General features: G+C 42.3%; 22 protein-coding genes. 10 read left to right on the forward strand and 12 right to left on the reverse strand.

The window, feature by feature from the left end; translation table 11 throughout:
* The 5 genes from F947_RS01370 to F947_RS01390 form a co-directional block, all read right to left on the reverse strand.
* Window positions 1-669: L-lactate dehydrogenase (locus F947_RS01370; RefSeq protein WP_004970686.1), on the reverse strand; the 669-nt coding region annotated here is incomplete at its 3' end.
* Window positions 666-1,415, reverse strand: coding sequence for a transcriptional regulator LldR (lldR, locus tag F947_RS01375; RefSeq protein ID WP_004970689.1), 750 nt, complete (start codon window positions 1,413-1,415; stop codon window positions 666-668). The genes F947_RS01370 and lldR, both read right to left, overlap by 4 nt.
* Window positions 1,416-1,439: 24 nt before the next feature.
* Window positions 1,440-3,110, reverse strand: a complete 1,671-nt coding sequence (gene lldP / locus F947_RS01380; protein WP_171062552.1) for an L-lactate permease — start codon at window positions 3,108-3,110, stop codon at window positions 1,440-1,442.
* Between the two features lie 519 nt (window positions 3,111-3,629).
* Window positions 3,630-4,127, reverse strand: coding sequence for a hypothetical protein (locus F947_RS01385; protein WP_004970693.1), 498 nt, complete (start codon window positions 4,125-4,127; stop codon window positions 3,630-3,632).
* Window positions 4,128-4,224: 97 nt separating this feature from the next.
* Entirely contained in the window at window positions 4,225-5,475 is a 1,251-nt protein-coding gene (locus F947_RS01390; RefSeq protein WP_004970696.1) for a YncE family protein, read from the reverse strand.
* Between the two features lie 351 nt (window positions 5,476-5,826).
* Here F947_RS01390 and F947_RS01395 point away from each other — a divergent pair, with 351 nt between their 5' ends.
* Together F947_RS01395 and lon are read left to right on the forward strand one after the other, a co-directional pair.
* Complete coding sequence (locus F947_RS01395) at window positions 5,827-6,423, forward strand: 5-formyltetrahydrofolate cyclo-ligase (protein WP_026438444.1); 597 nt, start codon at window positions 5,827-5,829, stop codon at window positions 6,421-6,423.
* A 147-nt stretch (window positions 6,424-6,570) separates the two neighbouring features.
* Entirely contained in the window at window positions 6,571-8,997 is a 2,427-nt protein-coding gene (gene lon, locus F947_RS01400) for an endopeptidase La (RefSeq protein WP_004970700.1), read from the forward strand.
* 354 nt (window positions 8,998-9,351) lie between these two features.
* Here lon and F947_RS01405 read toward each other — a convergent pair whose 3' ends face one another.
* The gene (locus F947_RS01405; RefSeq protein ID WP_004970702.1) at window positions 9,352-10,317 is read right to left on the reverse strand and encodes a M28 family peptidase; all 966 of its coding nucleotides are present in this window, start codon (window positions 10,315-10,317) and stop codon (window positions 9,352-9,354) included.
* Window positions 10,318-10,474: 157 nt separating this feature from the next.
* On the opposite strand from F947_RS01405, the gene rlmH reads away from it, so the two are divergent.
* The 3 genes from rlmH (at window position 10,475) to F947_RS01420 (ending at window position 12,806) form a co-directional block, all read left to right on the forward strand.
* Window positions 10,475-10,957, forward strand: a complete 483-nt coding sequence (rlmH, locus tag F947_RS01410) for a 23S rRNA (pseudouridine(1915)-N(3))-methyltransferase RlmH (RefSeq protein WP_026438445.1) — start codon at window positions 10,475-10,477, stop codon at window positions 10,955-10,957.
* A gap of 150 nt (window positions 10,958-11,107) precedes the next feature.
* Complete coding sequence (locus tag F947_RS01415) at window positions 11,108-11,884, forward strand: dioxygenase family protein (RefSeq protein WP_004970707.1); 777 nt, start codon at window positions 11,108-11,110, stop codon at window positions 11,882-11,884.
* Between the two features lie 139 nt (window positions 11,885-12,023).
* Entirely contained in the window at window positions 12,024-12,806 is a 783-nt protein-coding gene (locus F947_RS01420) for an META and DUF4377 domain-containing protein (protein ID WP_004970709.1), read from the forward strand.
* A gap of 70 nt (window positions 12,807-12,876) precedes the next feature.
* On the opposite strand, the gene gdhA is transcribed toward F947_RS01420, so the two are convergent.
* Window positions 12,877-14,220, reverse strand: a complete 1,344-nt coding sequence (gdhA, locus tag F947_RS01425) for an NADP-specific glutamate dehydrogenase (RefSeq protein ID WP_004970711.1) — start codon at window positions 14,218-14,220, stop codon at window positions 12,877-12,879.
* A 356-nt stretch (window positions 14,221-14,576) separates the two neighbouring features.
* Here gdhA and F947_RS01430 point away from each other — a divergent pair, with 356 nt between their 5' ends.
* Window positions 14,577-15,371 (forward strand): RnfABCDGE type electron transport complex subunit B, encoded by a 795-nt coding sequence (locus F947_RS01430; RefSeq protein ID WP_004970712.1) that lies wholly within the window; start codon window positions 14,577-14,579, stop codon window positions 15,369-15,371.
* A 2-nt stretch (window positions 15,372-15,373) separates the two neighbouring features.
* Window positions 15,374-16,153, forward strand: coding sequence for an endonuclease III (nth, locus tag F947_RS01435; RefSeq protein ID WP_004970714.1), 780 nt, complete (start codon window positions 15,374-15,376; stop codon window positions 16,151-16,153).
* Between the two features lie 327 nt (window positions 16,154-16,480).
* Here the strand turns inward: nth and F947_RS01440 are convergent, their stop codons facing one another.
* From F947_RS01440 to F947_RS01455, 4 genes are all read right to left on the reverse strand, one after another.
* A complete protein-coding gene (locus F947_RS01440; RefSeq protein WP_004970716.1) occupies window positions 16,481-16,684 on the reverse strand; it encodes a hypothetical protein in 204 nt (67 codons plus the stop codon).
* Between the two features lie 128 nt (window positions 16,685-16,812).
* Window positions 16,813-17,472, reverse strand: coding sequence for an adenylate kinase (adk, locus tag F947_RS01445; RefSeq protein ID WP_004970717.1), 660 nt, complete (start codon window positions 17,470-17,472; stop codon window positions 16,813-16,815).
* Window positions 17,473-17,553: 81 nt separating this feature from the next.
* Window positions 17,554-18,870: a DUF445 domain-containing protein gene (locus F947_RS01450; protein ID WP_004970719.1), complete on the reverse strand. Its 1,317-nt coding sequence runs from the start codon at window positions 18,868-18,870 to the stop codon at window positions 17,554-17,556.
* A 63-nt stretch (window positions 18,871-18,933) separates the two neighbouring features.
* Window positions 18,934-19,452, reverse strand: coding sequence for a hypothetical protein (locus F947_RS01455; RefSeq protein WP_004970721.1), 519 nt, complete (start codon window positions 19,450-19,452; stop codon window positions 18,934-18,936).
* A 254-nt stretch (window positions 19,453-19,706) separates the two neighbouring features.
* Between F947_RS01455 and mrdA the strand changes: the two genes are divergently transcribed.
* From mrdA to ykgO, 3 genes are all read left to right on the forward strand, one after another.
* Window positions 19,707-21,797, forward strand: a complete 2,091-nt coding sequence (gene mrdA, locus F947_RS01460; RefSeq protein ID WP_004970722.1) for a penicillin-binding protein 2 — start codon at window positions 19,707-19,709, stop codon at window positions 21,795-21,797.
* 3 nt (window positions 21,798-21,800) lie between these two features.
* Complete coding sequence (rsmD, locus tag F947_RS01465) at window positions 21,801-22,358, forward strand: 16S rRNA (guanine(966)-N(2))-methyltransferase RsmD (protein ID WP_004970724.1); 558 nt, start codon at window positions 21,801-21,803, stop codon at window positions 22,356-22,358.
* A gap of 105 nt (window positions 22,359-22,463) precedes the next feature.
* On the forward strand, window positions 22,464-22,586 hold the full coding sequence (ykgO, locus tag F947_RS01470; protein ID WP_026438469.1) for a type B 50S ribosomal protein L36: 123 nt from the start codon (window positions 22,464-22,466) through the stop codon (window positions 22,584-22,586).
* Between the two features lie 47 nt (window positions 22,587-22,633).
* Here the strand turns inward: ykgO and F947_RS01475 are convergent, their stop codons facing one another.
* Complete coding sequence (locus F947_RS01475; protein ID WP_004970727.1) at window positions 22,634-23,260, reverse strand: 1-acyl-sn-glycerol-3-phosphate acyltransferase; 627 nt, start codon at window positions 23,258-23,260, stop codon at window positions 22,634-22,636.
* Window positions 23,261-23,356 lie beyond the last annotated feature (96 nt).

The raw sequence follows: 23,356 nt of genomic DNA on the forward strand, positions 1-23,356 counted from the left end.
CCAGCCAATATAATCTTCAAGTCCTGTTGGTTTGCCTAAGTATTTAGAGATATTGCCCAAGTCATGCGGACGACCTAGTAAGCCAACATCCCATGCCCAGTTTGGATGCATCACTGCCTGCATATAGCGGCGCATAGCAGCATTTGGACCACTCATGCCCGAATGTGCATCCCGATAACGTGCGCCAGGCACAGGCATATCTACTGTAAAGACCAAAGTTGAACAGCCTGCTGCTTTAGCACGTTCCAAAGCATTACGCATAAAACCACGGTCACGCAATACATATAATTGAAACCACATTGGCCGTGAAATGGCAGGCACCACTTCTTCAATTGGGCATACCGACACGGTAGATAAAGTAAACGGAATGCCTTTTTTGTCAGCTGCAACTGCAGCCTGCACTTCACCACGGCGCGCATACATGCCCGTTAAACCCACAGGTGCCAAAGCCACAGGCATTGACAAGGTTTCATTAAATAAGGTGGTTTCTAAACTCAAAGCCGACATGTCATTCAAAACACGTTGGCGCAAGGCAATCTGTGAAAGGTCTTCCACATTTCTTTTCAGCGTTTGTTCCGCGTACGCACCTCCATCAATATAGTGAAATAAAAATGGCGGTAAACGGCGTTTCGCTGCTTCGCGGTAATCATTCGCAGAAGAAATAATCATGGCGCTATCCTGTTTAATCGACTCGCACGCTGACGACGCGCATCTTCCTCGTCTATCATGCGTACTTGTTGAACTACAAATTCAATATGTCCACACACTGCCGAACGGGCAGCTTCTGGATCCTGGCGTTCAATTGCATCCATCACTTGAAAGTGTTGATCGTGCAACTGATCGAAACGGTGGGCTTCGGTATAGACTTTGCGTCTGCCCAAAACTACGTTGTATTGCAACAAATCAAATAAGCCACGCATCATTTGAATGAGCACCAAATTGTGCGATGCTTCGGCAATTGCCAAATGAAACTTGGCATCGGCAATTGCTGCCTGATCGTCATCACCTAAAATTTGAAAATGGGCGATTTGCTCATAACAGGCACGGATGTTTTTCAAATCCTCAGCAGTTGCCCGCTGTGCGGCATACCATGCCGTACCACCTTCAAGCACCATTCGAGCTTCCTGCACATCAAAACGATAAGCAGGGTCTTCATCAATCAGGTTACTTAAAGGCTGCACAATTTGATATTGCGACCAATTGGTGGGTAGCTGTTGCAAAAAAGTACCCGCTCCAACTTTGCTGACCAGCATGCCCTGACTGGTCAATTGCTGAATGGCTTCACGCAAAGAGGAACGGGAAACCCCGAGTTGTTCACATAACTTTCTTTCGGCAGGCAATCGGTCTCCGACTTGCATCTGATTTTTTTCAACCAGTGTGCGCAGGTCTTGTACAACTTTGTCGGAGACTTTCATGCGGCTATCCTCTTGTGCATGTGATTATGGAATCATCCATGGGAACACATAAGCTTGTAGAGTGATAATAATACCGATCATAACGGTGAACGTGATACTATGTTTCACGGTAAAGCGGAATAAATCCGATTCTTTTCCGACTAAACCCACTGCCGCACAGGCAATTGCAATCGATTGTGGTGAAATCATTTTGCCTGTTACTCCACCACTGGTATTGGCAGCAACCAACAAGACTTCTGGTACACCAATTTGCTGTGCAGTTGTGGCTTGCAAGGCAGCAAATAAGGCATTGGCTGATGTATCTGAACCTGTCAAGAACACTCCAATCCAACCTAAAAATGGCGAGAAGAATGTGAAAGCATTGCCTGTGTGTGACAAAGCCAGTGCCAAAGTCGCAGACATGCCTGAATAATTGGCAATAAAAGCAAAAGCTAACACCATCCCAATCGAATAAATTGGTGTTTTTAGCTCGTTGATGGTTTCTGCAAAAGTTTTAACCGCTTCACGTGGTTTCATTTTTAAGTAAATGATGGTGATGACAGCCGCAATCATAATTGCAGTCCCTGTTGCACTCAGCCAATCGAACTTAAAGATTGCATCGTAGTCTTTAACTTCAGCAACCACAGGCGACATTTTTTGCACCAATTGATGTAAAAATGGCACTTTGATGGAAATTACCCAGTCATGCATTGCCCCATCTTTGGCAAATAAATCTTTAAACGGTTTAATACTCCAAATGGTGACCATCACCGTTAACACTGCAAAAGGTGACCATGCTTTAACAATCTGCCCCATGCTGTATTTTTGCTGTTGTTCTGCAACTAAGTTGGCATCCACTTTGGTGTCTGCATCGCTAAAACGGAAAATGTGTTTTGGCTGCCAGAATTTAAACAACACCGTTAAACTGACCAAAGATGCAATTGCAGCGGTAATATCGGGTAACTCAGGCCCTACAAAGTTAGAGGTCAAGTATTGTGCAATGGCAAAAGCACCACCACCCACCAACACTGCAGGCCAAGTTTCCTTAACACCGCGCCAGCCATCCATAATTGCCATAATCCAGAACAGTACAATAGGCACCATAAATGGCAACTGACGTCCAACCATCTGGCTAATTTCCATAGTTTCTACACCCGAAACCTGACCCGCCACAATAATTGGAATCCCCATTGCGCCAAACGCAACAGGTGCGGTGTTCACAATCAAACATAAACCCGCAGCGTATAAAGGTTTAAAGCCTAAACCTACCAACAAAGCTGCAGTAATTGCCACTGGCGCCCCAAAGCCCGCTGCACCTTCTAAAAATGTGCCAAATGCGAAGCCCACCAGTAGCATCTGGAGACGCTGATCTTCTGTAATCGACAGAATAGATGAGCGAATAATGTTAAATTGCCCTGTTTTTACAGAGATTTTATATAAAAATAATGCGCCTATAATAATCCATGCGATTGGCCATAAACCGTAGAAAAAGCCATAGATCAATGAAGCAAAAGCCATTGGTGCAGGCATGCCATAGGCAAATAACGACACCAATAACGCCAAAATAACCGTAATTGTTCCCGCAACACTTCCTTTTAAGCGAAATACAGCCAATGCCAGAAAGAAAAAGATAATCGGGATTAATGCAATAAGACTCGAAATCCAAATATTTGCCATTGGATCGTAGATCTGTTGCCAATGTTGAAGCATTGTCATCTCCTTGAAATGCTCACTCAAACGTAAACATAGGTCTAAGCATAGAGGTAAAATTCTAATTTTGGTCTGACCAATATTGAGGTTAAAATCAGAATTTCCTCAATATAAGGTACAAATGATAGTTTTAGACAAGAAAAAGTCAAGATTGGTCTGATTGTTTATTTTGAATGGTCATACCAATTTTACTGAAGGTATGTCTTTATATACAGCATAAAAAATATGCCAAAGAAATATTTAAACTTTGTTTTTTCTGCAGTTTTTAAAAGGAAGGAAAAACCAAATTTATTCGGCACAGCCTTATACAACTTTCGTCTAATACAGTAAAATACGTGTGCTTTCTTCTAAGATGAATTGAACGCTTGATCAAAGGAATCATGGATAAATTCAGCTCAAGTGGCCGCTATTCGGCTTAAAAACATTTGGATTAAAAGAATTTTTTAGACAAAAAATAACGCCATTATTGACTGCAACAATGGCGTCATCGTGTATTTATAACAGCAACTCACACCTTACTGTGGCTTAACCTGTCACCACGTTCAGGCGCTTTAAACGCGAAATATGCAAATCAATTTGCCCTGCAATTTCAGGTAAAATTTGCTTTAAAAACTGGCTATAGTTCATTGCATCTTCTGCTCTTAATACGCCTGCTTGTACCAATTGTTCCTGCTGTAGCAACATACTTTGTACACGGTTTAAATCAGGCTTTTGCCCTTGGCTTAAACCTGTACTAATTTGCTTAAAGCCTAAATACAACTGATCACGTTGCTGGATTAATTGCTGCATTTCAACTGCAGATACCGCAGCACGCTCTAGCATAGCGTTTGTTTCCAGTACATTTTCAGATTCATCTGAATATAGACTTTGCGTTGTTTCTATCTCTGTGGAAGCCGTGTTCGGTTTCACCCACACTGTTTCCGAAACAGTCTTATTCGGTGGTTGAAACACATACACCACGGTAAACAACACCGCGACCGCCAAAACAAAAAAGCCAATACCAAGCCATCGAGTCCCATTCATGTGCATGCTCCATAAGCAAACCATCCTAAAATGCGCTCAATTCAAATATCGTCTTGAGCGCCTTAGCATGCTTTGCCTGTTATGATCGGCTTAAAAATTACGACGTCGACCAATCGCTTGGTGCATAACCCAAACGCACTCGCTGTGGGTGATTCCCCACTGGCACACTGCGGACTTTTTCTCCCGTAGCAAAGTCAATCACCGTTACCACATCGGTTTCACTTTCTGAAATCACACAGCTTTTTCCATCTGGGCTACGGGTTGCCCAATATGGTTTACCTGCAGGAATCAGTTTGCCTGCTTTTAAACTCTGACGGTCTACAATGGTCGCGTAATCATCCATCGTGCCTGCCACACAGAGTTTTTCGCCATCTGCGCTGATGGATAAACCATGATGACGTGAATCATTTACCCATTTGCTGCGGTCTTTTGGAATTGTACTGCTGCCCGGTAATTGTCCAATACGCGTGACTTTATCGGTTTTTAAGTCGTATTCCACCAAACCATTAAAAAATGAAACCTGCGCATAAAGTTTGCTTTCATCTTTACTTAGCACCATAGGACGCACTGAGTTGGATAAATCTTTACGTCCAAAGGCATCTAACGCAGGTCGGAAATCAATTTTTTTCAGAACTTTATAATTGTTGGCATCGGCAATGGTAATAAAGCGCTTACCTTTGGTAAAATCTTGCCACTGTGCATCCATCGAAGTTTCTACGTTACCAATCGCAGAGTTTAAGATTTTCGTTCCACCTGCAAAGTAAATATTTTCGTGCGGCTTATCCCCTGTTGCAAAACGCCCCAATTCTTTACCTGTATGAATATCTAAAACATGCACCACATTACCTGACGATGCCGACACAGCAACACGTTGTCCATCTGGTGAAACCGCCATGTGGTCTGCGCGGAAACCTTCGACTGGCGTACGCCAATTAATTTTGCCCGTTTTAATGTTGATGGATACCACATCGGCAAAACTTGGACGTGAAGCCACAATCGACTGTCCATCTGGCGTGGAATACATATCATCCACCAACTGGTCATTGCCCTCACCTGCAGTTTGTTGAATGTAAGTGTAGGCAATCAATTTCACTGGATTTAAATGAATTTCTAATAAACGCTCTTTGCGGTCAGGAATCATATTGACCACACCCACTTTGCCAAAGTCTTGTGAAGGGTGAATCACCGTCACTGTGCCATCCCAGTTATTGCCGACAAAAAAGACTTGTTGGGTATTCGGTGGCTGCGGTAAATAGGTCGAATCTGCATAACTTTGTGCGCTGACACAACTTCCTAAAGCCAGCACGCCTTGAAGTAGATGTTTAAACACCTTGTTGGAATAATTCATGTTCTTGTTCTCCCTGAACAGCAAAATGAAAGTGTTGTTTTTGTTTTGGCTTGTGTTTTTACATATTTGTTGTTTTTAACTGAAGCCTGCCTAATCCATCTTGAAGCGATCTTGAAGATTGTTGGCGTGGCATTGATTGGGCAATAGCATAAGAGTTTTTGTAATTTTGCGTCTAGGGTTCGAGCTAGACTATCCGATAGCAGGTCAAGTTTCAGATAAACAGAAATACAGCATCACATCCTGTTAAAATGCCAAGTATGATAAAAGCTTGTTTTTGTCGATGAAATGACAGTAATCCCATACCCATTCAAGCATTTAAACTCAAGAATATAAGGATGTGCCGAGATGCAGTTGTTGGAACTTAAAACCTTGCGTAAACAGCTTCGACAACAGCGCAGAGCGGTCACGCGCACCCAACAGCAACACGCACAGCAAGCTGTTTTGCAGCGGCTAATACGACTGCCAAAATTTCAGTACGCAAAAAAAGTGGGTATGTATTTACATGCTTTTGGTGAAATTCATACACACCGCATCATTGAATATTGCTTCGCGCATAGCAAACAAGTGTATTTGCCCATGATTTGCAATATGAATCAACACTTGGTGTGGGTACAAATCACCCCACAACAATATCGTCAGCGTCGCTTTGCCCATCATCGTTTGGGGATGCAAGAACCAAGAACAAGTCGCGGAAAACACATCTCCCATTTAGATTTAGTCTTGATGCCCTTATTGGCTTGCGATACGCATGGCACCCGCATTGGAATGGGCGGTGGTTATTATGACCGCACTTTAGCCTCTGCCCCGCAGCATCCTTATCGCTTAGGGATTGCACATGATTTTCAGCTAATTCATACACGCTTGCCACGTGAAAATTGGGATCAACCTGTAGATGCCTTACTAACTCCACAACATTTTTTACAGTTTAAACGCACCTTGAAACGCTAAATTGATCATTTTGACTGAATAGATCAATTTAAAATCACATATTTAGCTACTTTTTAAACAATTTGTGTTGACCTGCCCTTGTATTTTAAAAAATACCCATCACTATTAAAAACATGGCAACACCGTTGTCACTCATTAGGAGTGCCCATGTCTGAAATTATTATGAATCAAGAAACCTTAGAGCCTCAGGTTCCAAGTGTATTACCGCTTTTAGCGCTACGTGATGTGGTGGTTTATCCACACATGCAAATCGCGCTATTTGTAGGTCGTGAAAAATCGATCAATGCAGTTGATGTGGCTCGTAACAGTGACAATCTAGTATTTGTAGTTGCGCAAAAAGATTCGCTTACAGAAGAAATTGATCACGACAATTTATATCAATACGGTACTGTCGCGAAGATTGTGCAAGTTGTGAATCACGAAAATGATGAAAACTGTATCAAAGTGCTGATTGAAGGCTTATACCGCGCCAAACTCGAAAAAATTATTGATGAAGACGCGTATTTGACTGCAGAACACAGCTTGAGCCCAATGACTGTTGCGATGGATGAAAATACCCAAGCAACACGTTTGCAAGAATTACGTGCCTTATTTGCGCAATATGCAGAAGCAAAATTACGCAATGCACGTGAACTGATTGCTGCTGCCAATAAAATTGAAGATTTATTGCAGTTGTTGTTCTTTGTTGCAACCCGTGTGCCATTGAATATTGATGTCAAACAAAAATTCCTTGAGCACGATGAGTTTGAAGCTCACTTGACCGAGTTAATGACTTATTTATTGCAACAGTCTGAAGAACAGCAGATTGAGCAAACCTTGCATGACTCTGTTAAACGCCAGATGGAAAAAAATCAGCGTGAATACTTCTTGAATGAGAAGATGAAAGTCATTCAACGCGAACTGTCCGATATGAACGGCGGTGCGGAAGATGATGTCGCTGAAATTGAAAAACGTCTGGCCGAAGCAGACTTGCCAGAACATGTCCGCAAAAAAGCAGAAGCTGAGTTCCGTAAGCTAAAAGCCATGCAACCTGCATCTAGCGAAGCGGCTGTGGTACGTAACTATCTGGAAGTAATTTTAGATACGCCATGGAACAAAGCCAGCAAAGTCAGCATTAACTTGGCGAAAGCACAAGAAACTTTAGATGCCGACCATTACGGTTTAGATGAAGTCAAAGACCGTATTGTGGAATACCTTGCTGTGCAGTCACGCGTGAAAAAACTCAAAGGTCCAATTCTGTGCTTAGTCGGTCCTCCGGGTGTAGGTAAAACCTCACTGGGTGAATCGGTTGCAAAAGCCACTGGACGTGAGTTCGTGCGCATGGCGCTAGGCGGCGTACGTGATGAAGCGGAAATTCGCGGTCACCGCCGTACCTATATTGGTGCGATGCCGGGTAAAATTGTGCAGTCATTGACTAAAGTTGGTGTGAAGAACCCACTATTCTTGCTCGATGAAATTGACAAAATGGCACAGGATTACCGTGGCGACCCTGCATCTGCTTTGTTAGAAGTACTTGATCCATCACAAAACAACAAGTTTAATGATCACTATTTAGATCTAGACTTAGACTTGTCTGAAGTGATGTTCATTTGTACTGCCAACAGCATGAATATTCCAGAAGCTCTGTTAGATCGTATGGAAGTAATTCGTCTACCGGGTTATACCGAAGATGAAAAAGTGAATATTGCAGAACGCTATCTTGTCCCTAAAGCCATCAAAAATAATGGCTTGCGTGCTAAAGAATTGACGGTTCATGAAGAAGCGATTCGTGACATTGTGCAGCGCTATACACGTGAAGCAGGTGTGCGTAGTCTGGAACGTGAAGTGTCAAAAATTGCCCGTAAGGTGGTGAAAGAAGCAGTCAGCAAAAAAGCCAAAAACCTACAGGTAGATGTGACTTCACAAAACTTGCCTGACTACCTTGGTCCACACAAATTTGACTATGGTATGGCAGAAGAAGAAGCCGAAGTGGGTCGTGTAAATGGCTTGGCTTGGACTTCAGTGGGTGGTGAATTACTCACCATTGAAGTGGCAACCATGAAAGGCAAAGGTAATTTCATCACCACAGGTTCATTGGGTGATGTGATGCAAGAGTCAATCAAAGCCGCGATGACCGTTGTGCGTACCCGTGCCGACAGTTTAGGCATTGAAGCCAATGTATTTGCCGAAACCGATGTACACGTACACTTGCCAGAAGGTGCAACACCTAAAGATGGTCCATCTGCAGGTTTGGCATTGACTACGGCATTGGTATCTGCATTTACAGATATTCCAATTCGTCCTGATATTGCCATGACAGGCGAAACCAGCTTACGTGGTCGTGCAATGCGCATTGGTGGCTTGAAAGAGAAACTTCTTGCGGCACATCGTGGTGGTATCAAACTGGTATTTATCCCACAGGAAAACGTGCGTGACTTGTCTGAAATTCCAGACAATGTCAAAGAAGGTTTGGAAATCAAGGCTGTGAAAAGCATTGATGAAATCTTGCCTTTGGCACTGACCAGTATGCCTAAGCCTTTAACCAAGGCACCGATTGTGAAGCCAGTAGCAGCAGGCAAAGCCGCACGTCATTAAGCAAGTTACTCTGCTTTAAGCATAGAACATCTCAAAAGAGCACTTCGGTGCTCTTTTGTTGTATTTAGATTCTGGATTTAAAATAATTGAATAATTTTTTAATTATTTTTAAAATGGATAGTCTGTTTTTAATTCAATTTCCTTGAAAAATAGGCAAACCATCCACATATATAAATTTAAGATACATCGCGCTATATGTTTCTTGTTTGGTCTATTTAGACCGATAAATTGATCAGACGCTTTTGATTGAAGCGTGCTTCATGGTCTGGTCATCCATATCTCCAGGTGGATGACCTTTTAATCGCAGTCCTATTTCAATTCAGGGCTGCGTTTTTTATGCGCTGCGATCAATCATCAAGGTGATAAAATCTGTGCAACCAAGCCATTCACGACATGTGCCATTTTTTCAAAATTTACTGTTTTTAAAGTATCACCTGTGGTGTGGCGAAGTGAGCTGCGATAACTGCCCGTATCGGTAATTAAAATAGCTGGAATATCATATTTCCAATAATTTAAATGATCTGAAAAATCCACGCCCTTGACGAAAGTCGGTGCGACCACACGCTCACATTGCAATTGATTCAAACGCTGCATCGCATTGCAATAGGTTGCACTCATTTCACGTGACTGCATATTGCTCAATGCCGCAATAAAATTGCCATGACTTGGGTAAATCCACTTTAAACCGATTGGGTAATTTTGCACCAAGTTTTTGTCGTAATAACCAATCATATCCAGCACATACACCGCACGGATTTTTTCTTTTTCAGCCTGCACAGATTTGGCATGTACAAAACTGCCCATCGACTCAGTTTTAAAAAATGGTGGTTCTGCCAAGGTATAAAATACAAATTCTACATTTTGACTAAGTTTATTCTTTTCCTGCGCCAAAATTCGTGCTGTTTCGATTACACCTGCCACGCCAGAAGCGTTGTCATTTGCCCCCTGCTGCTGCCCATAAACATCGTAATGCGCACCAAAAATCGTTTTTTGCGCAGCACCGATATTCAATTTGCACACCACATTGCGGTAGCTTTGCTGATTGACCACATAATTTTGAAATTGACACGGAATTCCAAATACTCGCATTTGTTCCCGAATCCATGCCGAAACCCGATTCAGTTCAATCACATTTTTATAATGACGATACTGTTCGGAATTACCCAAACCCTGCTGCCCAATCACTTGCTGCATATAGACTTGCAAATTGTTTGGTTCTGCCCATTGAGCCTCAGGCACAGCAAATGTAGCAGTGGTCATCAATCCCATACCCGCGCCCAATATCCATGAATATAACTGCTGACTTTGAAACGCGCGCATGCTGATAATTCCAAGACAAAAAAGACCAATAAGATTGCTGAGTATTAAAGCAACAGCCTGTTGGCAAATTCAATTGCAAATTGTGTCGTTACACAGCGCTTGTGTTGAATCATGGTTATAATGCGAGATTCTGATTGATCGCTACATGAACTCGCCTATGAAAATTCGCATTCTGACCATTGGACAAAAAATGCCTGCTTGGGTGCTGACTGGTTTTGAAGATTATTTCAAACGGATTCAGCCTTTTGTGCAGACTCAAATTGTCGAACTGCCAATGGCGAAACGTGGCAAAAATGATTCTGAGGCCGATATTCTAAAATATCGCCAAATTGAAGGTGATAGCATTTTAAATGCCATGAAAAACAATGAGCTGTTAATTGCCTTGGAAGTGGGCGGCAAAGAGTTCAGCACCGAAAAACTTGCAGAAACCATGAAAGGCTGGATGCTAGAAGGCAATGATGTCGTGCTTGCGATTGGTGGACCAGATGGTCACTCTGAAGCAGTACGTAAAGCAGCAGCATGGCATTGGTCATTATCCAAACTAACTTTGCCACACCCTTTAGTTCGCGTGATGCTGATTGAGCAGCTATACCGTGCTATGAGCATCAACCACAACCATCCTTATCATCGTGCAGGTTAAATCAACTTATTCAATTTGTACGTTGAGTTATCAAAATATCTTCAACTCAAACGACGTTGCAAAGCTGCAACATAGCGTTGAACAAAAGTACATTTCGCTATACACACTTTTTTGCGATGCTGTAGAACAGCAGGCTTTAGGGATCTAGGCATGAACTTACAGACATTACCCGGTTTATTTATCTCACATGGTTCGCCCATGTTGGCACTCAATCCTGAACAGGTCGGGCCTGCACTCAGCCGTTTAAGTGAAAATTTGCCAACACCGCAAGCCATTGTGGTGATGTCGGCGCATTGGGAAAGTAATGCACTGGAGGTCAACACAGGTATTCGCCCTGAAACATGGCATGACTTCCGTGGTTTTCCTGAAGCCTTGTACGCCCTGCGCTACCCTGCACCTGGCTTACCTGAACTGGCAGAAGATATTTTGCAGCGTTTCGCTGATGCGGGCTTTGCTGCCCATGCCAATAGCACACGCCCGCATGATCATGGCGTATGGATGCCATTACTACACATGTATCCCGATGCCAATATTCCAGTGATTACCATTTCTTTGCCCATGAATATGAGCGCCGAACAGATTTATCACATTGGGCAAAGTTTAGCGCCATTACGTGAACAGCAAATTTTACTGATTGGCTCAGGCAGTATCACCCATAACTTACGTGAATTATCATGGAATACACCCAATGCGGCTGTGCCTGAATGGGCATCTAGTTTCCGTAATCGTGTGGTGCAGCATTTAAGTCATCGCAATTATGATGCAGTACTAGATTGGCAACAATTGCCACATGTAGCACGTAATCACCCAACCCTAGAACACTTTGCACCGCTGTTTTTTGCAATGGGTACGGGAGATCGATTTAACATTGTACATAGCAGCTTTAGCATGGGTTCACTCGGTATGGATATTTATCGTTTTGACTAACCGATAGCTCCGCTTATTTAAAATCTGACTTTTTAATTTGGATACATTTTGTTAGCAAAAGCTACGATTTGTATCCATATTTTTTGTTAATCTCTTGATTATAATCACGTTGAAACTTTAGCACATAGAATATAAACCAATGAAATTCAGTATTTTTGCGCTTGCCCTGCTCCCTTTGGCTTTAACTGCATGTCAATCTTCACATCTTCCTGCCACTTCAGGAGATCCGGCTATTTCTACTCTATCCACCACATTAAAAACGCCTACACAAATTTTGCCCGCTTATACCTGGGAACTTGATCGTGGGCTGCAACGCCCGATTGTTCTGAGCTTTGATCAACGAGGCAGACTAAGTGTAGCTTCTGGCTGTAATGGCCTTGGCACGAGCTGGACTGTTAAAGATAATACCCTGAGTACGGGTGACATGATGGGCACCATGATGGCATGTGATGCACCATTAATGGAACAGGAACGTTTTATCAGCCAGCTTCTGCAAAAGCGTAATATTCCGTTTAGTCTGGATCTAAATGATGCCAATCAGCCAAAACTGAGTATTACTGCAGCTGATGGTCAAAAATATGTCTTTACCGGAAAAATGACACCGGAAACCAAATACCAAGGTCAGGCAGAAACCATTTTCCTGGAAGTTTCGTCACAGACTAAAGCCTGTACGGGTGTAGCTCAGCAAACCTGCTTACAGGTGAAAGAAATCAAATATGATGAAAAAGGCTTAAAGACTCAGGTCGATAAAGACTGGACTTTATTTTACGATCAGATCGAAGGTTTTCAGCATTCATCGAATGAGCGTCAGATTATTCGGGTAAAACGTTATGAAATTAAAAATCCGGCAGCTGACCAGTCTAAATATGCCTATGTATTCGACATGACCGTAGAGCGTGAAGCAGTCAAAGGCACTCTATAACGATAAAATCGCAATATAAAAAAACCGAGGCATTCACCTCGGTTTTTTTCAAGCTTAAACTCAGTCAGACTTAGAATACGCCTTGAGAAAGCATTGCATCAGCAACTTTTACGAAGCCAGCGATGTTTGCGCCGTCTACATAGTTCACGGTACCGTCTTCTTTCGTACCGAATTTTACGCAGTTGCGGTGAATTTCTTTCATGATTGCGTGTAAGCGCTCATCAACTTCTTCGAAAGTCCAGCCTAAACGCAATGCGTTTTGAGACATTTCCAGACCAGAAGTTGCTACACCACCGGCGTTAGATGCTTTACCTGGCGCATAAAGAATTTTCGCTTCAACGAATTTCTCAACCGCTTCAAGTGTAGAAGGCATGTTCGCACCTTCAGCAACACAGATTACGCCGTTTGCAAGAAGCGCTGCTGCATCATTCGCATCAAGTTCGTTTTGAGTCGCACATGGAAGCGCGATATCACATTTAATACCCCAAGGACGTTGACCTTCAAGGTATTCAAAACCGTGCTTAGACGCAAATTCAGAAATACGACCACGTTTTACGTTTTTAAGTTCCATCACTTCAGCAAGTAATTCTGGCGTGAAACCTTCTTTCACGTACACAGTACCATTCGAGTCAGAAAGTGAAACTACTTTCGCACCCAAGTACATTGCTTTGTCTGCAGCAAATTGTGCAACGTTGCCTGAACCAGAAATCGCAACGACTTTATCTTTAAAGCAATCGCCACGAGTCTTGAGCATTTCCTCAGCGAAATACACAGTACCGTAACCTGTAGCTTCTGGACGCGCCAAAGAACCACCGAAAGACAAGCCTTTACCTGTGAATACACATGAAGTGTCATTGCTGAGCTTCTTCATCATACCCGCCATGTAACCCACTTCACGACCGCCTACACCAATATCACCCGCAGGAATATCCGTGTTAGAACCTAAATGACGATATAACTCGATCATTAAGGCTTGGCAGAAACGCATAATTTCGCCTTCAGACTTACCTTTAGGGTCAAAGTCTGAACCACCTTTACCACCGCCCATTGGCAATGTAGTCAAAGCATTTTTAAAGGTTTGTTCAAAACCTAAGAATTTTAAAATAGAAAGGTTCACTGATGGGTGGAAACGCATACCACCTTTAAATGGACCAATTGCTGAGTTGTACTGTACACGGAATGCACGGTTTACGTGGGTTTGACCTTGGTCATCTACCCAAGAAACGCGGAACTGAATTGCACGCTCAGGCTCAACCAAACGCTCAAGCAAACCATGTGCTGCATATTGAGGGTTCTTTTCAATGAATGGCCAAAGACTGGTCATTACTTCTTCTACAGCTTGTAGAAACTCTGGTTGATGTGCATCACGTGTTTTAACGTAATCTAGGAATTCGTTAAGGCTGTTGTATTTCAACGCTTAATCCTCAGCAGAAAATGGATCAAAATTGGTCAAAATTTCAATCAATGATATATTTTGGCGCAAAATATTAAATATCTTTTGTTAACAATCTACAATAGTTTTTTTCAAAAAACTTTAAAACATTTGTATTTTCATAAATTTAACTTATTTTTTAGCGTGTTAAGCCCATAAGTTAATGTAACAAATTAATTCATAGTTTTGAGCATTTTTGCCCAAAAAGCTAGCAATTGTTGTTCTTAATTTGCGCACAAGCCTAAAAGCAAAAATCGTGCTAAAATCATCGACCTAGAATTTTCCCCTAGCCTTATCTTCCGTTTTTCTGCTGCTGTTAAAGTGGCATTGGTTTGTCCATGAATTCGCAAATTGCTCTGATTCAAAATATTGATGCGCTGCTCCCTCAAACTCAATGTGGCTTATGTGGTCACCGTGATGGCTGTTTACCCTACGCCAAAGCGATTGCAGAAGGCGAAGCGGCCAATAAATGCGTACCCGGTGGGCAACCTGTTGCAGATGCACTAGCAAACTTACTGCAACGCCCTGTATTGACCGCAGAAGCCAGTGTTTGGCCTGTGCAGGCAGATGGACGCCCACAGCGTATGAAAGCCCTAATTCGTGAAGATGAGTGCATTGGTTGTACCAAATGTATTAATGCCTGCCCTGTCGATGCCATTTTAGGCTCAGGCAAACTCATGCACAGCATTTTGACTGATTTATGTACGGGCTGTGAATTGTGTATTCCGCCTTGCCCTGTCGATTGCATTGACTTGGTAGAAGATACACAACCCCTGCTTTCTGATAGCGCACGAGTGGCAGAACAGAATGATTTACGCCAACGCTACTACGCCCACATACAACGTGAAGAACAACGTCGTCTGCACCGTAAAGGCCCTGTGGTACGTGCAGAAATTGATACCGAACTGTTTGCTCAATTTTCTGCACAAGCCGATGCTGCTGTGCCTGTGATTGAATTGCCTGTGCAAAAAAATGAACAGATTTCCACTGCCGATGCACAAACCACCATCGAACTGGCAAAATTACGCACACAAATTAAAAAACTCGAAAAACAACTCAGTGTGCGTGACGATGAGAAAAAACGGCTATTACTAACCAATTTACAACAACAGTTACGTGAATTAGGAGCATAAACATGCCCGAAAGAAAGACACGTCTGACCAATAAAGCGGTTAAAACAACGACTGCCAAAAGCACCACGCTCAAAGAAAAGCCGTCTAAAAATATGACCAAAAAGCAAATTCAGACTTTTTTTGAGCGCTTACGTGAACAACGCCCAAATCCGACCACTGAACTGAATTTTTCCAATCCATTTGAATTGCTGATTGCGGTGACCTTATCTGCACAAGCGACCGATGTCAGCGTCAATAAAGCCACCGACAAACTGTTTCCTGTTGCCAATACGCCCGAAGCGATTTATGCCTTAGGTGTGGAAGGTTTAAAGGAATATATTAAAACCATCGGGTTGTATAATTCCAAAGCAGAAAATGTCATTAAAACCTGCAAAATTCTCATCGAAAAACACGGCAGCATCGTGCCTGATAATCGTGCCGATTTAGAAGCCTTGCCTGGCGTGGGACGTAAAACTGCCAATGTGGTCTTAAATACCGCGTTTGGACAGCCAACCATGGCGGTCGATACACATATTTTCCGCTTAGGTAACCGTACAGGTTTAGCTGTGGGTAAAAATGTTTTAGAAGTCGAACACCGTTTAATTAAAGTCATTCCTAAAGAGTTTTTAATTGACTCACATCACTGGCTGATTTTACATGGCCGTTATTGTTGTATTGCGCGTAAGCCTAAATGTGGTGAATGTGTGGTGTCAGATGTGTGTAACTGGCCTGATCGCTTTGAATTTGGCGCGCATCGGCATATCACGCTGCATGAAATTCATCACAACTCTGTATCTAAGTAAGTACTTCGGTAGAGTTTCCAAAGTGATCTAAACTTATTGATGACATGCTAGATCATCAAAGCAATGCGAATCATCCAAAATAGTGTGGATAACTGTGCAATCTATGCACAAGATTGTACAGAGATGAACTTGTTTCTTCATGGTTGGTATTTTCACCGTTACCTAATCTTTTTGTCTCTGTAACTGCTTGAGATTTTATAAAAATTACAATACCTAAAGTAATAATACCAACCACAAGAATTATTAATAGAATTTTATTCTTTTTCATAAGGTTTTATAAAAACTGCCCAAATTTAAAATTGCAATCTTTTGCAGATGTGTGATGGTTTATTTATCCTGAGAATCTTCAGACTGACGTTGTTGCTCTTGCTGTTGTTTAAGTTTCGGATGCAATTGATAGTGCTTGCCTGATTTTTTTTCAGCCGAATTCTGAGCTTGTGTGTTGCGCAACAACTTATAGCTCACAAAAACAAGAAAGCCTAAAACGGCAATACTTGCCAATAACATGATGATCACAGCAGCATGTTGCAAAGCACTCTCCCAAACTGAAACAAATAAAAAGAGCCCTAATATGAATCAGGACTCTTTTAAAGTCAAAACAAGCAGCCTGTTTAAACGATTTTATTTTCTTTTAAACAGACTTGGTCTAAGACCTAGACTTATTTTGCTTGGTCTAAAATAGCAAACAAATCTGCTTGAACTTCTTCAATTGGACGAAGACCATTCAATTTGTTATAGCTTGGTGCATTTTCACCAGAAGCAGCACGACCTTGATAGAAGCCAACCAATTGCTCAGTTTCTGAGTGATACGCTTTTAAACGCTTACGAATGGTTTCTTCTTGGTCATCTGGACGTTGAACCAAATCTTCGCCAGTTTCGTCATCTTTACCTTCCACTTTTGGTGGATTGTAAACAAGGTGATAAATACGACCAGATGCAGGGTGCTGACGACGACCAGACAAACGTTGTACGATTTCTTCGTCTGCAACATCAATTTCAATCACGTGGTCGATATTGATGCCTTCGCTTTCCAAGGCTTCAGCTTGTGGAATAGTGCGAGGGAAACCATCAAAAATACAACCATTCACGCAATCTGGCTGCGCAATACGCTCTTTCACTAAGCCAATGATCAGTTCATCAGATACCAAACCACCACCGTCCATGACGCTTTTGGCTTGTAGACCTAATTCAGTACCTTCACGAATTGCAGCACGGAGCATATCACCGGTTGAAATTTGTGGGATATTGTAGCGCTTACAGATCAACTGAGCTTGTGTACCTTTACCTGCTCCAGGTGGTCCGAGTAAGATAATGCGCATAAAAAAACATCCTCATTTTAACAATGTATTTGACACTCGTTGCATATCAGAGCCATCGCCCTTTACGCAGCCAGCATCCTCTTATAAGAAAGCGACAAACAAATGTATTAAACCAGCAATAAAACCAGTTACACCACCCAAGACAATTAAAATCCACTCATCTTCCTGAAAGGCAGGACGCAAGAGATTCTGGAATTCTTTTGGCGTCAGTTCACGAATACGATCTCTGAACATTTGATAAATTTTCTGTGCACGGCTCGCATTAAAGGCAGGGTCGCATACAGGCACCATCGTAATTTCAATCGAACGATCAATCAAGTCAGTCTTGAGTTTGGCATACTCTTTTGGCCCCAAAGACAACTGTAAAGAGGTACGAACCAATGGTGTTTCCATAATTTCGTTGATGTGGCGTTTGACAATACGGCGGGTTTTGTCTTTTTTACTGCCATACATCATTTCAGTCATAATCGATTTTAACGTAATCAGATCTTCTGTGACTACCGTTGCAAACACATCCGAGACTTCTTCTTGGCGTTTCATGAACGCACCCTGAATATTATAAGTCCCAATGCGTGGAATCACTGGCTTAATCCATGGAAATTGACGATTTTCAGTCAATTTAAAGAACTGCGGATATTTCACGTAATGTGGTTCGACTGGGTTAAATACCATCCAAATCGCAATCCAGTTGGTCAAGAAGCCCCAAATTGCCGCCCAAAATGGAACCGTCCAGTGCCATGGTACAAGAAACCAAACAATCATTTGGAAAATACCAAAGAACATCCCAATCAATGCACTGATATGCCAAATAAAGTTAATTTCTTTTTGACCGACTTTTAGGAACATACGCACCATTAAGCGGCGATCACCTTCCATTTGGCTGACCACCATTTCACGCATATCCACCAAGGATTCAACATTCAAGGTCAGTTCAGTCACCAATTCACGCAGCACACCTGGCAATTGTTTATGCGCCTGTGCGTAAATACGGCGTTTAATCGAATACGGTAGGTTTTCCCAAAGCACAGCATTGCGGTCTAACATGACCTCATCAATTAAGTGCTCAAGTTCAAAACCCACTTGCTCACCAATAATACGCGCCATATCTTCAGGGTCCATAGCATTGAGAAACTCACGCAATGAACCTAATTTTGACAATGTGTTATCGGTAATGATGCCTGAAATACGCCCTGCTTTACGCGGTACAATCCCCTGCCATCCCACAGGAATAGGCCCAAGGTGAAAGCCCCAAAAGCTAATTGGATAGAACACCATTTTTAGTGCCATCCACACGTGCGCCCAAGTCACAAAAGCAGTCACAGGAATAATACTGAGCACGGCCCAAAAATCTGGACGATTCAAAAAGGTTTGCCACAACTGATTGACGTACTCAAGCATGCATTTTTTCCATATTTAGTTCTAATTACAAGATTCTAAAGTAGTTAAAAGTCACTATTCTGACTACAAACCCATACTGAGCGTATAGGAAAATTGTAGTCTAGGCTCAGTTTCCGCAATCACTCGCCCTTGTCGATCTTCCAATTTTTCACCTGCGCCAATGCCAACACTAAAGCTACTGATGCGTTCAGGGCTCAGTAATACATAAGCCAGATCAATGCCTGCACCTAAACGCGCTTTTTCTTCACCATCCACCCATTTAGATTCTAGGTGTCCTGCGTAAGCGCCAATATAATAACCATTTTTGTCTTTACCTGTGAGGTGGTATGGGTAACGAAAACCTGTTTGCCCACCGACTTCATGGTCACCATTTAAAAAAGCCCCCGCTTTTAGATAGGCAATGCCATAAGGATTGACCCATTCACCATTCAAATGCAGTAATTTTTGGGTAATACCCGCCCCTACATTCCAGGTTTTTGCGCTATCTGCGCTAATTTTTGCTTCAGGTAAAAAAGTAGTGTTCCCAGCAAAGCTAAAACTTGAAAAGGCAAGTAATGCCACGAAAGAATAGACTTTTGTCATTATTGTCACCAGTGTCCATTTGTTTTAATTTTAAAAACAGTCCTGTTTTCGTGTTTTGACTCTAGCAGAATTGTCAGGATTCTTATATACAGCAAATTACAATTTTGATGTCGCTAAAGTCAAAAATTAAGATTGCGCCCATCTTCTAGGTTAAATCGGGCAATTCAGTCAAACATGGTTACTCAAAATTGCCAATAGATGCGTTAGAATAGTCCAAATTCGTTCTCCCTCATTTTTGTTAAGCCAATTTTTGTATGAAACAACACTATCTGTTAAAAAATGCTCAGCAAGAGAAGCGTATTTTTCGCAATCGCATCTTTTTTTCGGTGGGTGTTGTGGTTTTTTTCTTGCTGCTGTTGGTGGCTCGTTATGCCTTTTTACAAATTAGCGGCTACGATGAATTTGCGACTGCATCAGATAAAAACCGAATTCGGCTACAACCACTCGCACCTGCACGTGGTTATATTTATGACCGCAATGGTGTGTTATTGGCAGATAACTACCCTGTGTTCTCAGCCACTTTAAGCCGTGCAGATGTTGAAGATATTGACGATACCATTGCGCGACTGACACCTGTTTTACAACTGACAGAAGAAGATATCGATCGCTTTAAAAGTCGGATTAAAACTTCACGTAAAACTGAACGTGTATCGATCAAGCTGAATTTAAATGAATCGGATATTGCCCGTTTTAGTGAAGTTAAATTTCAGTTTCCTGGGGTCAATATTGAAACCCAGATGACACGTTACTATCCGCATGGTGACTTATTTGCGCACGTGATTGGTTATGTCGGGCGCATTAACGACAAAGAACTGAAAGAAATTGACAAAGATGCTTATGCAGGCACCAACTTGATTGGCAAAATTGGGGTGGAGAAATCGTATGAGCACTTGCTACATGGCGTACCCGGCAACGAATCTGTAGAAGCCGATGCACATGGTAATGTGCTGCGCAATTTAGGACGTAAAGACCCTGTACGTGGCAATGATTTGTTTTTGTCATTGGATTATGGCTTGCAAGTGGTCGCCTCTGAACAACTGGCAGAACGCCGTGGTGCAATTGTGGCACTTGACCCACGTACAGGTGAAATTTTAGCTTTAGTCTCCAGTCCGAGTTTTAACCCTAACTTATTTGTCACAGGTATTAGCCATACCGACTACTCTGCCTTACGCGATAATTTAGATCAACCACTCTATAACCGTGCAGTACAAGGTGTTTATCCACCGGGTTCTACCATTAAGCCGATGTTTGGTTTAGGCGGTATTCATTATGGCTATGTCGACTGGAAAACCGCCATTCAGGATTATGGTTATTTCACTTTACCAGGCGACAGCCACCGTTTCCGTGACCATAAAAAAACTGGGCATGGCATTGTCGATATGCACAAAGCTCAAGTCGTGTCGTGTGATACCTACTTCTATGTATTGTCGTATCGCATGGGCATTGAAAAAATGAACGACTGGATGCGTCAATTTGGCTTTAGTGAAAAAACTGGGGTCGATTTACCAAGTGAAAGCACAGGACTCTACCCAAACCCGGACTGGAAAATGCGTACGCGCAAAGCCAAATGGATGAAAGGTGAAACAATTTCCGTCAGTATTGGTCAGGGTGCATTTACCTCGACACCATTGCAATTAGCAATGGCCACCGCCATCACCGCCAACAAAGGATTTAAAGTCACACCGCACGTGTTACTTGAAAGTCGTGGCGCGAAACCATTTAAAGTTCACAATGGTACCAACGGAAAAATTGACTTTAACGGCACAGAAGAAGACTGGATTAAAATGCGTGATGCCATGGTTGATGTGATTCAATCAGGTACAGGTAAAGGGATTAAAGGCGGCTTGCAATATTCAGTTGCAGGTAAAACAGGTACAGCACAGGTTAAAAGTATTGCGCAAGGTAAACGCTATAACGAAGCCTTATTGACCGACCGTCAGCTTGACCACGGTTTATTTGTTGGCTTCGCTCCTGCCGAAAACCCTGAAATCGCAATTGCCATCATTCTAGAAAATGGTCGCGGTGGTTCTGCAGCAACGGCTTTGGCGCGTCCAATTTTAGACTATTGGTTACTGAATAAAAATAAAAAGCCAATTCGTCCATCTGCCGCACAAGTGAGTGGTGGCTTAATGACTGCAGGTTTAAAACCAAGTGAATTGCCAAGTGGTGAAGTCCCTTCATCTACTGCACCAAATACGAATAACGTGAATAATCCGAATACAGCAACCAATCACCCTGCGCTCAACCCAAATCCTTCGCAAACTACTCCGAGTTCAGCTCCAACCAATCCACCTGCAACTGCGCCAACAGCAGTTGTACCCACTAACCCAATTGAGAGCGACTAAGCCATGAAAAATCAACTACGCATTATTGGTGGAGAATGGAAACGTCGTCAGTTGGCTTTTGCTTCAATTGAGGGATTACGCCCTACGCCCGACCGAGTGCGCGAAACCTTATTCAACTGGTTAATGTGGGATGTGCAAAACGCCAAAGTGTTAGACCTCTGTTCAGGTTCGGGCGCTTTAGCTTTTGAAGCCCTGTCTCGCGGTGCGGCACACGTGGTCATGATTGAGCCAAACCGTACACAAGCACAGTTTTTACAGCAAAATTTAGAATTATTACGCGTCAATAAAAGCAAAGCACAATTAAAAGTTTCTACCGCACAACATGCTTTGGCGACACTAAAAGATCAGTTTGATTTGGTATTTTTAGACCCGCCTTATAGTTTAGATTTATGGGAAGAATTGGCAGGGTTGGCTGATCCACTCATTGCGGCACAAGGTCTGATTTATGTTGAAGCAGATCGTGATTTAAACCTGTTAAAATTACCGCAGACTTGGCAAAAAGTTAAAGAGAGCAAAGCGGGAACTGTACGTGCGGGCTTATACCAAAAGATTGTTGTTTAAATTTTCTCCTTAAAAGATACGCGGTAATTTTATGACTATCGACACTTTTCAAGAGCCATCTATTAATGTAATATTATAACATTACATATTGTAGTGTTTATCTTCATGAAAGTTCGTTCATCTTTAAAAAGTGCAAAATCGCGTGCCGATTGTCAAATTGTGAAACGTCGTGGCAAATTATTTGTGATTTGCAAATCCAATCCACGTTTTAAAGCAAGACAGGGATAATCCCCTGTCTTTTAGTTTTGATAGATTATTACACTGAAATAGTGTGCTTATTCTGAATAGTAACGTGTATCGACACTAAAACTTTCAGGAAATTTTGCTTGAACCTGCGCATAAAATGCCATGATTTCAGCCATATCTTTTTCAAAATCGCCGGTTGGATGCACAATTTTTCCCACACCCGTTTTCTTTTTTGCGTAATCCATATACGCCAAAGCAATTGGCACACCTGCATTTAGCGCAACATGATAAAAACCTGTTTTCCATTGTTCTTGACGCGCACGTGTGGCTTCAGGCGTCACTAACATCACCAATTTAGGATGGGTTTTAAATAAGTCCGTCATGAGCTGAACCATACTTGGTCTTGCTTCGCCTCGTGCTTTCGGACGACGGTCAATACCAATACCACCCATTGCACGAACAAATGGCCCAAACGGCAATTTCATATAGCTGTCTTTAATGGTCAGGCGAACATTAACGCCCAAAGCTTTAAGCCCTAAACGTGCATATAACGCATCCCAATTACTGGTATGCGGTGCTGCAATCATCACATATTGGTCTAACTCCAACGGACAATGATTGTCGATTTCCCAACCCATTAAATTTAAGCTTCGCTCAGCTAACTTTTCAAACACAACCGCATACCCCAAATAAAGTGTGCGAATTTTAGCAAGCATCGACAAATACAAAAGTCTAAAACGACGAATAAATAAACAAATACTTTATAAATGTATAAAAATTTCCTGCACTCATCTTATTTTTGTCATTCCATG

Origin of the sequence: Acinetobacter towneri DSM 14962 = CIP 107472 (assembly GCF_000368785.1) — a bacterium.
In the GTDB taxonomy this organism is placed as follows: domain Bacteria; phylum Pseudomonadota; class Gammaproteobacteria; order Pseudomonadales; family Moraxellaceae; genus Acinetobacter; species Acinetobacter towneri.

Excerpts from the sequence above, each read along its gene's own strand:
- lldR (WP_004970689.1), bottom strand. The coding sequence starts at position 1,415 with ATGAAAGTCTCCGACAAAGTTGTACAAGACCTGCGCACACTGGTTGAA.
- lldP (WP_171062552.1), bottom strand. The coding sequence starts at position 3,110 with ATGACAATGCTTCAACATTGGCAACAGATCTACGATCCAATGGCAAAT.
- F947_RS01385 (WP_004970693.1), bottom strand. The coding sequence starts at position 4,127 with ATGAATGGGACTCGATGGCTTGGTATTGGCTTTTTTGTTTTGGCGGTC.
- F947_RS01390 (WP_004970696.1), bottom strand. The coding sequence starts at position 5,475 with ATGAATTATTCCAACAAGGTGTTTAAACATCTACTTCAAGGCGTGCTG.
- lon (WP_004970700.1), top strand. The coding sequence starts at position 6,571 with ATGTCTGAAATTATTATGAATCAAGAAACCTTAGAGCCTCAGGTTCCA.
- F947_RS01405 (WP_004970702.1), bottom strand. The coding sequence starts at position 10,317 with ATGCGCGCGTTTCAAAGTCAGCAGTTATATTCATGGATATTGGGCGCG.
- rlmH (WP_026438445.1), top strand. The coding sequence starts at position 10,475 with ATGAAAATTCGCATTCTGACCATTGGACAAAAAATGCCTGCTTGGGTG.
- F947_RS01415 (WP_004970707.1), top strand. The coding sequence starts at position 11,108 with ATGAACTTACAGACATTACCCGGTTTATTTATCTCACATGGTTCGCCC.
- F947_RS01420 (WP_004970709.1), top strand. The coding sequence starts at position 12,024 with ATGAAATTCAGTATTTTTGCGCTTGCCCTGCTCCCTTTGGCTTTAACT.
- F947_RS01430 (WP_004970712.1), top strand. The coding sequence starts at position 14,577 with ATGAATTCGCAAATTGCTCTGATTCAAAATATTGATGCGCTGCTCCCT.
- nth (WP_004970714.1), top strand. The coding sequence starts at position 15,374 with ATGCCCGAAAGAAAGACACGTCTGACCAATAAAGCGGTTAAAACAACG.
- adk (WP_004970717.1), bottom strand. The coding sequence starts at position 17,472 with ATGCGCATTATCTTACTCGGACCACCTGGAGCAGGTAAAGGTACACAA.
- F947_RS01450 (WP_004970719.1), bottom strand. The coding sequence starts at position 18,870 with ATGCTTGAGTACGTCAATCAGTTGTGGCAAACCTTTTTGAATCGTCCA.
- F947_RS01455 (WP_004970721.1), bottom strand. The coding sequence starts at position 19,452 with ATGACAAAAGTCTATTCTTTCGTGGCATTACTTGCCTTTTCAAGTTTT.
- mrdA (WP_004970722.1), top strand. The coding sequence starts at position 19,707 with ATGAAACAACACTATCTGTTAAAAAATGCTCAGCAAGAGAAGCGTATT.
- rsmD (WP_004970724.1), top strand. The coding sequence starts at position 21,801 with ATGAAAAATCAACTACGCATTATTGGTGGAGAATGGAAACGTCGTCAG.
- ykgO (WP_026438469.1), top strand. The coding sequence starts at position 22,464 with ATGAAAGTTCGTTCATCTTTAAAAAGTGCAAAATCGCGTGCCGATTGT.
- F947_RS01475 (WP_004970727.1), bottom strand. The coding sequence starts at position 23,260 with ATGCTTGCTAAAATTCGCACACTTTATTTGGGGTATGCGGTTGTGTTT.